The sequence below is a fragment of the Lacrimispora sp. BS-2 genome (assembly GCF_040207125.1).
Taxonomy (GTDB): Bacteria; Bacillota; Clostridia; order Lachnospirales; family Lachnospiraceae; genus Lacrimispora.
The window spans coordinates 3,642,713-3,655,685 of record NZ_CP157940.1 but is presented as its reverse complement, the minus strand read 5'-3'; the positions used below and the strand labels follow the sequence as shown (position 1 = coordinate 3,655,685).

The following is a 12,973-nucleotide window of genomic DNA, read 5'->3' as shown; positions in this document are numbered from 1 at the left end:
AGCTCTTACCAAAGTCCCACCTCAGTAACCTTCTTACTGAGTTTATTGCATACTACAACCAATACCAGGCCCACAAGTCCCTGTATCAAGCCAATGGCTGTTGCATAACCAAACTGCCCTCCCTGAATACCGGTCCGAAGTACAAAGACATCCAGAGTATCTGCCAGGGACATGTTACCGGGCGTGCGCAGAAGCCAGATTTGCTCTACACCGGAGGAAAGCAGTCCCCCCACTCCCATGATGAACAGAAGGCCTATGGTTCCCCGTATACTGGGCAGTGTAATATGCCACATCTTTTTTAACTTGCCGCAGCCATCCATCTCCGACGCTTCGTAAAGAGAAGTGTCTACCGAACTGATTGCCGCAAGATAGATGATGGAATCCCATCCGATATTCCTCCACAAATCCATAGAAAACAGAATGCGGAAAAAGTATTTTGCATCCATCAGGAAAAACGTACTTCCATCTCCTCCCAGTGCTGAAATTGCCTGATTCAGCACACCTGTGTTGGGAGCCAGAATTCTCTGCAGCATGGTAACGATAATAATCGAAGACAGAAAGTGAGGCAGATATGTAATCGTCTGTGAAACCTTCTTAAACTTCATGCTGCGAAGCTCATTTAACATCAGTGCCAGTATTATGGCAAACGGAAATTCCAGAATACATTTGATCACACCCACGGTTAAGGTGTTTTTTACCAGTCTTGGAGCGTCATAGCTGGAAAAGAAGGTCTTAAAGTACCTAAGTCCCACCCATGGGCTTCCCCAGATTCCTTTCTTAAATGAATAATCCTTAAAGGCCAGTACCAAGCCTGCCATAGGTACATAGCAAATCAATATGTAGTAAACAATACAAGGCAGAAGCATTGCATACAGCGGCCAGTAACGAAACAGCCTTTTTCCAAGCGGCTGTTTTATCGGCTCATATTGCATAAAATATCCCCCCTTTTTTAATGACCTTTTCATTAAATCCATTCCAGCAAAGCACAGACAGGATAGTGGTCCGACAGCCACACGCCATCTTCCCTCTCCTCCCATTTATCCACAGACCGGCATCTAAAACCGGGACTTTCACCTTTTGAGTTTCTGATAAAAATATAGTCGATGCGCTCCGGTTCATCTTCCGGTTCAAAGCCGTGATAAGTAATTCCAATCCCTTCCGTGATATTCTTATACTCCTGACACTGCTTTATCTCAAGAAACTCTTGGCCATCCGGCTCTGCATTAAAATCACCTGCCAGAATCACAGGCGCTTCGGGAAACAGCCTTGCTTCCTCCGCCTTTTTAAGTACCTGCCTCAGTCCCAGAATTCTTGCCTGTACCCCCTGATGGTCCAGATGAAGATTTAAAAGACGGAACACCTGTCTTTCCTCCAGATCTTCAAACAAGACTTCCGTGCACACCCGGGGACAGATTGACTGTTCTTCATATCTGCTGGCAGGCCGGTAAGGCTGTAAAGAAAGCCAGAAAGTTTCCATGGAAATCAGATTCAGCCGCTTCTTTTTGTATGCCACAGCCACCTGTTCATCCTCCAGCGTTTCACTTCTCCCACATCCGACCACATAATAATCATCTAACACATCCTTTAACCACGCTGCCACATGAGGAAGCACCTCCTGAAAACAGATCAGATCCGGTTTCTCCTTTTGTATTTGTTTCAGGATCAGTGATTTTCGATATCGGAAACTGTTGTCCTTATCCTGATCGTAATCACATCTTATATTAAATGTTACGAGTTTCAGCATCTTTAGCCCTCCTATAACCAGAGCCATACAGGCTGACTCCATGCCTTTTTCCCATGGGAATCCTTCAGCGTCACACGTACATATTCCTCGTCGCCTTTCAGTTCAAACTTCCCCTCTGTTAAGGTTTCTGCATCACTGTGCAGATGGCCGCCCCGGTGAGGGGTCTGAAAGTAGATGTCCTGACAGGCTCCACAGGTTACCACTGCCTGTTGGTCTTTTACATAAAAGTCCTGGATCAGTGGACCGCCGGACGCGAAAAAGCTGCCATCTTTCAGTGCCTCCATGATCCCTCTGTGAGTAAATTCCCTGGCCTTAACCATCACAAAACCGCCCAGACTATGTTCTTCCAGATCATGTGCATCATCTGTGGCAAAACAGTTAATCCTGTTTCTCACAAAGAGAAAATGGTCAAAGTAGGTTTCCGAGTTGCCGTTATTTGTTTCAAATTCTGATCCATGATTATAGATTTCCATTCCTATCAGGCCTTGTAAATACTTAATATCAGCAGAGTCCACTTTCGACCAGTACGGATGCGCATATAATGTGACATTTCCCTTCTGTCCAAAATATTCTATGATCCTCTCAGGGGTACTTAAGGCATTTCTCTTTCGCTCCTCCAGAAACGTATAACCTTCCGGAATTTTGTTGGTTTCCGGCAAGCCCAGCCCAACCAGATGATGATCCTTTCTCAAAGGAAGTTCTATATCCAGTTCTGTACCCGGGAATACCAGAAAATCTTCCCTGCAAAGCTCAGGATGGATTCCATACACCCAGTGATCCGTAATTGCCAGAAAATCATACCCTTTGCTGCGGTAATGTTTTGCCACTTCCTCCGGAGTATTCACTCCATCCGACCAGGTAGAATGGGTATGAAGATTCCCTTTTTTATAGCTTCCCTCTTTATACAGAGTTCTCTTTTCCAAATAAAGCTTCCTTTCCGGCCCTTCACCCGGGCCTCTTGATTGTCTTCCAATATATGTAGTATATCAAAACATGGTTTTTCTCATAATGCACACAACTTTCAAAAAAACTGGATATTTCTACGATTGTTCTCCGATGCTTGACATTGGAAAAATGATTGCTTATTCTTGACTGGAATCAATAAAAAATATAAATGGAGATATACGACTATGGATGAAATGAAAACTGTCTATCAGGTCCAGGGAAAACTGTCAAAAGATTTTGTGGGGCAGATTTCCTATACTGTCTGCCTGGATGAAACCTATGAAGAACTGGATATCGAATTTTCCTTCGGGCCCCGGCACTTTTCTCCCGAAGATATAACTCCCGGGCTGAAACAAAGGCTGCTTGATTACTGCAAAGAAGCCTATGATTTAACCCCAGCTTCCCCGGAAGAACTTGAGGATGCCATCTATAATCAGATGAAAACCGAGATCCATACGCTGGCAATGTTAAACGATGAATTCATCGGATGCATCCACCGGCAGCTGGCCACCAGGCATATGCACTTTACTCCCGAAGAAGCTACAGAAGGCTGCATTCCGCAGGCATCCATTGAAGGAGTTTTAAAGGTTACAATTCTGGCTTTTTCCGTGCTCCTTGATAACACAGATTACACCCTGACTGTAAGGGTACGATAATAGGAGGAACCTGACATGTATAAAAGACTGGAATTACACAATCATACCAACGAATCGGATGCTTCCTGCACCTGCCGTGAACTGACGGAGCTGATGGCAGCTGATCAAGTGGACGCTTTTGCTCTTACCGATCACAACACCATATCCGGTCATAAAAAAATCCAGGCCATTCTGGAAGAAACACACCTGCCCGTATCTTTTATTCCGGGCATGGAATATACAACCTACTATGGGCACATTCTCTGCCTGAACTTAAAGGAGTATGTCCCCTGGGAGAACATCAACAAACACAAACCAGAGCTGCTCTTTTTGGCTGCCCGGGCCAAAGGCGCACTGGTGGGCATCGCCCATCCCTTTTCCTATGGCTGGCCTTTTGCCCAGGGATGCCGGTTTGAAATGACTGTTACTGACTATTCCTGCTGTGATTTTATCGAGATCTTCAATAACCCCGAACCCCTTCATGAGGTAAATGAAAAGGCTGTGATGCTCTGGGAATCTCTGGTACTTTCCGGTGAAAAACTATCTGCTGCCTGCGGCATGGATCTGCATGGCAACAGCTCTTTTTCCGGACATTACGCCACCTACATCCAGGGTGAAAAAGGCGGTGATGTAAGCCAGGAACTGGCAGATGCCATACACACGCAAAAAACCTGGGTATGCAAAGGCCCTTTGCTGGAAATCCATAGGGAGGATGGCATGATTCATTTTTCTGTTTACCAGACAAAAAAATCGGGATATACTCCTGTCCTGCCGGAAGATTATATCATCACTTTGAAATCCGGTTCAGCCACCTTAACCTGTCATTTGTATGACCGGATTCCGGTAACAGAATTCGGAAAGGATACCATAATTATTCCAAAGCTTTACGAAAGAGAAACGATTTTGGAAAACCTGGTGTGCGTAAGTCCGGTGATTTACCTATGACTATGGGGCCAGGCGCATAGTACTAACGCAGACAGAGTTACTACCGATGGTAAAGGCCGAAACTGCGGTTACAAGGTATGACATGGAATTCATAAAACCTGATGTTGTTGACATAATAGAAAAAACACCGTTTTTTAGTAGAGATTCTACATAATTTAACGGTGTTTCCTTTTTACCTCCTGTTTTGTTCCCGATAACCAAGAGGAGTCATACCTGTGTGTTTTTTGAATACCCGGAAGAAATACTGACTGTCTTCATATCCGGTCCGCTTTGCAATATCTACCACGCTGAGGTCCGAATTCTCAAGCAGTTCCTGTGCCTTTTTGACTTTTAGTTCCGTAATATAATTCACAGCAGACTGTGAGGTCTCCGCTTTAAATATAGACGAGAAATAATTTGGACTCATACCATAGCTCATTGCTAAATCATTGATTGCGATATTTTCACTGTAATGTTCCTGAATATACCGGACCGCCATCTGAATTTTACTCCTGGCATTCATGTCGTTCACAGCTTCTGCACGGACACACTCCATAATGATATCGATAATACGCTGTTGAATTTCAGAAGCCGACTGAATCTGATCCGGCAGATTAAAGCTCATCAACAGTTTTTCCATGGTGGAGGCCTTTCTTTTCTTATCATAATGTTTAAGAATTACATTTAAAATCCGCACCCACATAATTCTCAGATAAGGCGTCCCATACTTGCGCATCAGTTCTTCAGAAAAAATTTCCTGCAAAAGATTTTTTATCTTATGAATCTCGTTTTTCTCCAAATAGGAATCCAGCAGATGAATTTGAGAAACCGGAAATTTCTGTTCACTGAATATCCCGGTATCTTCATAGAAGTATAGATTGGAATCTCCATAAATGATTCTCTGTTTCAAGGCTCCAAGTGCTTCTGAAGCTGATTTTCTTCCGAGTAAGAGCGTGTATCTGCTTACCCCTAATGTCAGATAAATTTTCATCCTCTTTTCCAGAACAGACCGCATCTCAAGAAAAATACGCTCCACTTCATTCCTCAGTCTCTTTTCGTCCTCCATAAAAAAGACCGCATACAATTGATTATTGTCAGAAAGGCTGTTCACAATCTGTTTTCCGCAGGAAGATTCCAGTTCAAGGAAAACATTTCGAACAGAAAACCGTATTAAATCACAATCCATCCGGCGAAATTTCATATTGTCATAGGTTTCCCCGTTGATATGGATAACAGACAGCATCATAAACACATCCCTGCTGCAGTCACCGGCATCTATCCCGCAGACTTCGCTTAAGCCCTTATAATCCATGGTTTCAGCTGATGTGTCAAAAAGCAGTGCATTGATAGCCTTTTCCTGAAGGTATTCCTGCTTTTCACGATCCATTCTCGTCTGCCTAAACATGGCACTTCTGATTTTGGAATCCCTCTCCATATCCTGATATAGCTTCTTAAATGTCTTTTTCAGTTCTTCATTGGACAGAGGTTTCAACAGATAAGCCTTTACTCCCAGGCGAATTGCAGTTTCTGCATAAGAAAACTCTGCATAACCGCTCAAGACGACAAACTGCATGTCTTTTTGAAGCTTTTTTATTTCATGAATCAGGGTGAGCCCGTCCATGTCAGGCATCCTGATATCCGTAATCACGATATCAATCGGATGATTTTCTACAGCCTCCAGGGCTGCCATGCCATTTGCAGCTTCAAATATTTCACAAGTATTAATTTTTAAATACTCCAGACGTGCCCGCAATCCCTGACGTATTAATTCTTCATCATCTACAATCAGTAAATTATGCCTCATCTGTCTCACCTCCTTTGACTACAGGAAGACAAAGTGTAAACCTGCTGCCCTGATACGGATGGCTTTTTATGATAATTCCATACTGCTCCCCACAGGACAATTTAATCCTCTGGTTTACATTCCTGATTCCTATGCTTTTATTCTTCTTTTTATCCGGTTCGGTGCTGTTAATATAAGCGCTTAAGGCTTCCACACCCTGACTGTCCATGCCCACTCCGTCATCCTCAATACAGATGCAGAGCATATCCTCTTTTTCATAAGCAGAGATTTCAAAAGTTCCTGTGCTGGTCAGTTCACCCAGACCATGAACAATCGCATTTTCCACAATCGGCTGCAAGATAAACCTTGGAAGGTAATACTTTTGGTCATCTACCTCAATATTGTAGAAAACCTCAAAACGATTTCCATACCTGATTTTTTGAATAAAAATATAGTTCTTAATATGGGCCAGCTCCTGTTCCAGTGTTACGATCTCACCATAATCTTTTCCCAGGCTGTACCGGAAAATCTCCCCCAGCCTCTGACACATATCACACACCACGAATACCTGCTTCACTGCTGCAATAGAACTGATTGTCTCCAATGTATTATATAGAAAATGAGGATTAATCTGCAGCTGCAGATTTAGAAGCTGGTTTTCCTTATTTTCCAGCTCTTGGATATAATTCTTTTTAATCAGCTGATCCAGCTTCAGCAGCATATGGTCAAACTGGTGATCCAGTTCTGCAATCTCATCTTTTCCTTTAATAGGAGCCTGTATGGTCAGGTCTCCGGTTTCTGCTGTACGGAACTTCTGAAGCAGAAGGGCAATCCGGGAGGAAAAACTTCTGCTGTACACATAGGAACAGCCGATGATGATCAGGATCAGCACTCCTATCAACGGGAGCACCATCCACTGGATTTCAGCTCTTCTTTCCAGTATTTCCTTATTGTTGAAGAGGAACAAAAGTTTCATCCCGTAGCTGTCTAAGTCTTTCTGCTCGACCACGTAGGTGTTGATTTCCTGAATGGAACCGTTCTTTGGGTTTTCTTTGTCATGGTTCTTTAAATATTCCTGCAAAACCGGAGCAGTATCTGCATCTGTGGAATATAGTATCTCCGAATCCCCGCTATATGCAATCACATCATAGGCTGCATTGCTGTCATGGCTTAAAGCGGCCGGTGCAAACAATTTTGTCATATAAACATCCAGCTTTACAATTCCCAGCTGTGTTCTGGTCAGACTATCCGTGTCTAGCTTTTCTACCTTTTTCACTATGGATAAAAGAGGCTCTTTATCCCCCAGGACAAAGTATGAAAACCACCCCTCATCTACCTGTTGTTCTTTTGGATACCATATTTCCCTGCCGGCCTCTTCTATCATAGAAGCTCTGTTTCCATATACAGGATTCTCTTTAACCATGGAGTAAACCATACAGTTTCTGATTTCGCTGTTTTTTTCCAACAACAGAGATTTTGTTACCTCTTCACTGATAATCTCCCCCCTGGCATAAGGGTTTTGATTCTTATCTGCCAACGTACTTAATATCATCGTATTGTTGGAAATAAATCTTAAACTCTTCTGGTATTGTTCCAGCTTTTCTTCTATATTTTTCGTATACTGGGAAGTGATCTGAGCATGGTAGTCTTCCATCTCACTTATCACCATATTTTCCAGCATTCTGAACAAAAAAGTACTGACAATCAATATTGGTATCAGACTGATCAAAAGAGAAAAAACGACCAGCTGCATAAATATAGACTTCGAATGTATCCATTCCAATTTCATTCCAGGTTTTCCTCCCGGTGCAGATAATTATAATTCATCCATAATTGTTCAGAACCAGAACCCTTGAATTGATAATTGATCCAGCAGTTCTGCAAATATTGAATTAGCCCAGGCAAACCATTCCCTTGTAAATTCCTCCGGGCTCTCCGGATTAAAGGACTCATGCATATAGTTAAGACCGGCATGGGTAGCCGCTATCATTCTCAGACATTCCAGTATCTCATCCCTGTCAGTGGAAGTTAATGCCTGCATCGTTAATCCGATGTGCCAGATAAAGCCTTTTGGTGTATGAGGGCTTCCAATGCCCCGGGCGTATGTACCGGAATAAAAATAAGGATTGTCCTCCGACAGAATGAATCTGCGGGTATTCCGGTAAATCTCATCGGAAGCATCTTTGTAGCCCAGATAAGGAATAGCCAGAAGGCTGGGGGAATTTGCATCATCCATCAGAATATGATGTCCCATACCGTCTGTTTCATAAGCATAGATATCGCCGTATTTTTCGTGATGGACAACTCCATATTTTTCTATACCCTCTCTGATTTCCCCCGCAAGTTTTTGGCAATTTCGGGCCAGTTCCTCATTTTGATAAACCGTTCTGCATATTTCCTCCGCATAGGTAAGCGCGGTCACTGCCATCATATTTGCAGGAATCAGATACCCATAGACACACCGGTCATCCGAAGGGCGAAATCCAGACCAGGTCATCCCTGTATAAACTACCGGATTCCCGTTTCCCTCCATAGGAAGTGTATCGGTTTCCACGCAGTCGGTTCTTCGGAAAAAGTACTCAGATGTCTCATGGTACTGTTCCTTAGTAAATACTTCTAAAATATTGTGAAGCATCTCCAGATACTTCTCATCAAAGATATCCGTCTCTCCTGTCTCTTTCCAGAACTGCCAGGAAAGATAAACAGGAGCACATAAGGAATCCACTTCATATTTTCTTTCCCATACAGAGTCATTTAACTTTGTATCATCTTTATGTCCCGCACCGTTGGCACTCTCATTAAACGCATTGGCATAAGGATCGATACAGATCATCTCTGCCTGCTTCCGAATAATGCCTTTTATAATCTGACACAGCTCCCTGTCTTTTCCGGCATATTTTATATAGGGTTTTACCTGAGCAGCTGAATCACGCAGCCACATAGCCGGAATATCCCCGGTAATTACAAAAAAGCTGCCATCGTCCAGTCTTTTTACAGTGGTATCCATGGTATTTAAAAAGCATTGTTTTACTAAGGGCGCCAGTTCGGGATATACCTTTTTATATTCTTCCTCTAGCTTCGCTCCCCTTGACAATAAAATATCCGGTGTTTTTTCTAACATTTTCTGCATTTGTTCACGTCCTTTCCATTTGTGATTTTATTATACCAGAGGGGGCGATATGTTGGCTAGAGCCAAGATGTACGTTCTCGTGAAACATATTCATTTTTACATCAATATCTTTTGATTCCACAAATTCTTTATCTGGTGTTTCGACGGCTCTTACGGTCTTCTTCGTGTACCCTCATTTTGGGGGCCTTTTTTCATGTATCAGGAATTTCAGAATCAGTTCTATCCAACTTGGGTAAAGGTGTTCAAACATCATTAATTTGGGTCTTAATTTTATAGCAAGTATGCAAATCCCCGTAAATACAGGGTTTGAGACATAGAAAAAGGTACGAAATATTGGACAGTCTAATAAAACTGTTCCATACTTCGTACCTGCTTCATTTGAAATAATGAAAAAAAGATTTTTTATGGCTGCAAGTGCCCTCTATTGCTTGACCGGTAAACTGGAGTTAATTTTATCATGCTCCTATTATGTACATTTACTCTTCACAACATGAAGATATTATTTCCTGCGTCACATCTTTTCCACCCTTACAATTAGTTATTATTGAACCAATGGTATATATTGGCCCCCATGGGAATCCCCACCATCCGAATATGAGGGAAAGTAAAGTATATCCCAGACCTTTTACAAACGCACTTTCTCCAGCCCTTATGAGATAAATATCGGAACCGCGTTTAAATGTCATAACTAAAATGGATATGCAAAATTGATATATAACCAATTTACCGCCATTTCTTAATTCGTTATTTATCTCATATTCTGACAAGTCATTAGCGCCTATTATTTTCATTCGGGTGACCTCCTACAGTCTCGTTATATAAATAATCAATAGTCAAAAGTACGACAAATTTCCGTCTATTTTTTGCCTTTTTTATACTATCATACTTTTTTATACAAAAAAATACATATTTTTCCATTCTTAAAAAATATGCCTTTTGTAGTTGTGAGATAAAAAATTTACTGTTAGGCAAATTATACAGGCTGGGTTAGTGAAAAATTGGAGTTTATTATTCCGTAAAACGCTTAAAAGCAACGGCATATTTGGTTGGATAGAATTCTATAATTTCATAGTTAGTCTATAAAGCAAAAAAAGACATAACTTCCTCTTAGCGGAAAGCTATGTCTTTCATGATGTTCCTGAGCGGATTCGAACCGCTGGCCTTCCGCTTAGGAGGCGGACGCTCTATCCTGCTGAGCTACAGAAACTCCTATATGAAACTGCAAAGAAACAGGCAGAATCGATTTTCTCCTCTGCTTTCCTTTACGGTCCGTCTACTATTATATTCATATTCCGACGTTTCGTCAAGACAATTTTATACTTATTCCACTGGCTCAGAAAAATTCACGGTTCCCTGCATCCATATTTGTCCCTTAAATCTGCGCCCGATTTCCGGAGTTCCCACCAAGTCTTTTTTAGCAATTCCCACGTGGAAAATAAGATCACTGCACTCTAAAGTAAAATCATAAACCTCTTCTTTGGTGATCTGATTTTTCTTCTCATCTATCTTTACGATTTCTCCTATAATGGAATACTGGTCACATTCCACACCGCAGGGCATAAAGCAGGAATCAATGATGGAATACAGATCCTCTTTCAATACCCTTCTGGAAGCCTGGGAATATAAATCAATATCTTCAATGGTAAGGGTCTCCATCGCGTCTTCATCGCCGTTTTTTGCTGCCTCTAAAAGCGTATTACGGTCTTTTGCCGCCACTCTGGCCTTTTCCCTTTGTATTTCTGTTTTCTGAATAGGAAGAAGGACTTTTCCGCTTACTGCAAGGCCGGTAAGATAGACATCCCTGGTTTCAAGCGGATGATGATCAATGATCCGTTCCCTGCAATCAAAGGAATTGTCTATATAGAATATGAGGGAAATCCCTACCTTATATTCATCCAAAAGGCCGGCGTAAGTTTCCCGCTCCGTATGGCGCTGGATGGAACAGGCTACTTCTGATGTCATATCATTGCTTTTCAAATATGGATAATAATAGCTTCTTTGAAATTTTCCTTCCCGGTCCATTTCTCCAAAGATAGCAATCCCCATACCTGGAGCCACTTCCCTGCGAAGCTCACAGAGATTGGATTCCTCATCAATCTGAATCCGTTTCAGGCCGGTCAAATCTTCACAGAGATCATCTAATAACTTTTCTATTTCCCTGTCTTTTTGATAAAGGCTGAAACCAATGGTTCTTAAGAATTTATGCATAGGATCATCACCTGCTTTCTGTCTTTCTAAATTAACTTTCTGGAAAACAATAAGGCGAAGAACACTCCGCCTCAAGCCTTACCGATTATTATATACTATAAATGATGATAATGCCAGCATAATTTTCGTATTTTAAAAATTGGGGCCAGTTCCCTTTTCAGGAAACACAGGCCCCTTATTATCTTATACGACTCCCTGTGCTGTCATGGCTTCAACAACCTTTTCAAAACCGGCTATGTTTGCACCAGCAACATAATTTCCCTTTACACCGTAACGCTCTGCTGCAGAAGCTGCCTTTGCATATATATTGACCATAATGTCGTGAAGCTTTTCATCTACCTCATCAAAGGTCCAGGAAAGCCTCTGGCTGTTCTGGCTCATCTCAAGAGCAGAAGTCGCAACTCCGCCTGCATTGGCTGCCTTGCCCGGCATGAAGAGCATTCCGCTTTGTAAGAATAAATCCGTTGCTTCTCTGGTTGAAGGCATATTGGCACCTTCGGCAACCGCAAAGCATCCGTTTGCTTTCAGCATTTTTGCATCATCTAAGTTTAATTCATTCTGTGTTGCACAAGGAAGGGCAATGTCACATGGGATGCTCCAGATACCTTTTCCTTCTGTATAAACAGCCGTTGGATGGGCATCCACATATTCTTTGATCCGTCCACGGCGTACTTCCTTAATTTCCTTAACCAGGTTAAGATCAATTCCGTCCTTATCATAAATATAACCGTTGGAATCACTTAATGCGATGACCCTGCCGCCCAGCTGCTGTACTTTTTCCGTAGCATAGATCGCTACGTTGCCGGAACCGGAAATAACCACATTTTTACCGGCCAGTTCCTTGCCGTTATGCTTTAACATCTCATCAAGAATATATACCAAACCATATCCCGTAGCCTGGGTACGTGCAAGAGAACCACCATAGGTCAGGCCCTTACCAGTAAGAACTCCCTCATATAAGCCGGTCAGCCTCTTATACTGGCCATATAAAAATCCGATTTCCCTTGCTCCCACTCCAATGTCACCAGCAGGAACATCCTGGTCTGCCCCAATGTATTTGGACAGTTCGGTCATAAAGCTTTGGCAGAATGCCATAACCTCTCTGTCTGATTTTCCTTTGGGATCAAAGTTGCAACCTCCCTTGCCGCCGCCAATAGGAAGGCCTGTCAGGGAATTTTTGAATACCTGCTCAAAGCCCAGGAATTTTAAGATTCCCTGGTTGACGGAAGGATGAAGACGCAGTCCGCCCTTGTATGGTCCGATGGCGCTGTTAAACTGGACGCGGTATCCTTTATTCACCTGTACCTGACCATTGTCATCCACCCACGGCACGCGGAAGGAAATAATTCTCTCGGGTTCCACAAGACGCTCCAAAAGACCCATCTTCCGGTATTTTTCTTCATTGGCATCGATGACAAGTTTTAAGGAATCAAGCACCTCTTTAACAGCCTGATGAAACTCAGCTTCCCCTGGGTTCTGGTTCACGACTCTGTCATAGACTTCATCCACATATGACATATTTTTTTCCTCCTTGGATTGGTTTATAAACTGCTTAAATTGGCAAAAAGAGGCCAGAACTCTTCTAAGTTCCGGCCCCTTTGCCT

The 12,973-nt window shown here is 42.5% G+C and carries 11 protein-coding genes and 1 tRNA gene; 2 read left to right on the top strand and 10 right to left on the bottom strand.

The window, feature by feature from the left end:
- Positions 1-5: 5 nt before the first annotated feature.
- From ABFV83_RS17180 to ABFV83_RS17170, 3 genes are read right to left on the bottom strand one after another with little or no spacing between them, the layout of a single operon-like run.
- A complete protein-coding gene (locus ABFV83_RS17180; protein WP_349945541.1) occupies positions 6-932 on the bottom strand; it encodes an ABC transporter permease subunit in 927 nt (308 codons plus the stop codon).
- A 32-nt stretch (positions 933-964) separates the two neighbouring features.
- Complete coding sequence (locus ABFV83_RS17175) at positions 965-1,744, bottom strand: endonuclease/exonuclease/phosphatase family protein (RefSeq protein ID WP_349945539.1); 780 nt, start codon at positions 1,742-1,744, stop codon at positions 965-967.
- Positions 1,745-1,755: 11 nt separating this feature from the next.
- Positions 1,756-2,667, bottom strand: coding sequence for a hypothetical protein (locus ABFV83_RS17170; protein WP_349945537.1), 912 nt, complete (start codon positions 2,665-2,667; stop codon positions 1,756-1,758).
- A 207-nt stretch (positions 2,668-2,874) separates the two neighbouring features.
- Between ABFV83_RS17170 and ABFV83_RS17165 the strand changes: the two genes are divergently transcribed.
- Positions 2,875-3,345 carry a DUF6669 family protein gene (locus ABFV83_RS17165; protein WP_349945535.1) on the top strand — a complete coding sequence of 157 codons (471 nt, stop codon included), beginning with the start codon at positions 2,875-2,877 and terminating at the stop codon, positions 3,343-3,345.
- A 15-nt stretch (positions 3,346-3,360) separates the two neighbouring features.
- On the top strand, positions 3,361-4,269 hold the full coding sequence (locus ABFV83_RS17160; RefSeq protein WP_349945533.1) for a CehA/McbA family metallohydrolase: 909 nt from the start codon (positions 3,361-3,363) through the stop codon (positions 4,267-4,269).
- A gap of 172 nt (positions 4,270-4,441) precedes the next feature.
- Here ABFV83_RS17160 and ABFV83_RS17155 read toward each other — a convergent pair whose 3' ends face one another.
- The 7 genes from ABFV83_RS17155 to gdhA all read right to left on the bottom strand — a co-directional run bounded on the left by ABFV83_RS17155 (position 4,442) and on the right by gdhA (position 12,887).
- Positions 4,442-6,052, bottom strand: a complete 1,611-nt coding sequence (locus tag ABFV83_RS17155) for a response regulator (RefSeq protein WP_349945531.1) — start codon at positions 6,050-6,052, stop codon at positions 4,442-4,444.
- A complete protein-coding gene (locus tag ABFV83_RS17150; protein ID WP_349945530.1) occupies positions 6,042-7,820 on the bottom strand; it encodes a sensor histidine kinase in 1,779 nt (592 codons plus the stop codon). The genes ABFV83_RS17155 and ABFV83_RS17150 overlap by 11 nt, the downstream gene beginning before the upstream one ends.
- Positions 7,821-7,868: 48 nt before the next feature.
- Complete coding sequence (locus tag ABFV83_RS17145) at positions 7,869-9,161, bottom strand: glycoside hydrolase family 125 protein (protein ID WP_349945528.1); 1,293 nt, start codon at positions 9,159-9,161, stop codon at positions 7,869-7,871.
- A gap of 476 nt (positions 9,162-9,637) precedes the next feature.
- Complete coding sequence (locus ABFV83_RS17140) at positions 9,638-9,952, bottom strand: hypothetical protein (RefSeq protein ID WP_349945526.1); 315 nt, start codon at positions 9,950-9,952, stop codon at positions 9,638-9,640.
- A 342-nt stretch (positions 9,953-10,294) separates the two neighbouring features.
- Positions 10,295-10,368, bottom strand: a tRNA-Arg gene (locus ABFV83_RS17135).
- A 113-nt stretch (positions 10,369-10,481) separates the two neighbouring features.
- Entirely contained in the window at positions 10,482-11,369 is an 888-nt protein-coding gene (locus tag ABFV83_RS17130; protein WP_349945525.1) for a DUF3881 family protein, read from the bottom strand.
- Positions 11,370-11,552: 183 nt separating this feature from the next.
- On the bottom strand, positions 11,553-12,887 hold the full coding sequence (gene gdhA / locus ABFV83_RS17125) for an NADP-specific glutamate dehydrogenase (protein ID WP_349945523.1): 1,335 nt from the start codon (positions 12,885-12,887) through the stop codon (positions 11,553-11,555).
- Positions 12,888-12,973 lie beyond the last annotated feature (86 nt).

Bases quoted from the DNA above. Each gene is read 5' to 3' on its own strand.
- ABFV83_RS17165 (WP_349945535.1), top strand. From the start codon at position 2,875: ATGGATGAAATGAAAACTGTCTATCAGGTCCAGGGAAAACTGTCAAAA.
- ABFV83_RS17175 (WP_349945539.1), bottom strand. From the start codon at position 1,744: ATGCTGAAACTCGTAACATTTAATATAAGATGTGATTACGATCAGGAT.
- ABFV83_RS17150 (WP_349945530.1), bottom strand. From the start codon at position 7,820: ATGAAATTGGAATGGATACATTCGAAGTCTATATTTATGCAGCTGGTC.
- ABFV83_RS17140 (WP_349945526.1), bottom strand. From the start codon at position 9,952: ATGAAAATAATAGGCGCTAATGACTTGTCAGAATATGAGATAAATAAC.
- ABFV83_RS17180 (WP_349945541.1), bottom strand. From the start codon at position 932: ATGCAATATGAGCCGATAAAACAGCCGCTTGGAAAAAGGCTGTTTCGT.
- ABFV83_RS17130 (WP_349945525.1), bottom strand. From the start codon at position 11,369: ATGCATAAATTCTTAAGAACCATTGGTTTCAGCCTTTATCAAAAAGAC.
- ABFV83_RS17145 (WP_349945528.1), bottom strand. From the start codon at position 9,161: ATGCAGAAAATGTTAGAAAAAACACCGGATATTTTATTGTCAAGGGGA.
- gdhA (WP_349945523.1), bottom strand. From the start codon at position 12,887: ATGTCATATGTGGATGAAGTCTATGACAGAGTCGTGAACCAGAACCCA.
- ABFV83_RS17155 (WP_349945531.1), bottom strand. From the start codon at position 6,052: ATGAGGCATAATTTACTGATTGTAGATGATGAAGAATTAATACGTCAG.
- ABFV83_RS17160 (WP_349945533.1), top strand. From the start codon at position 3,361: ATGTATAAAAGACTGGAATTACACAATCATACCAACGAATCGGATGCT.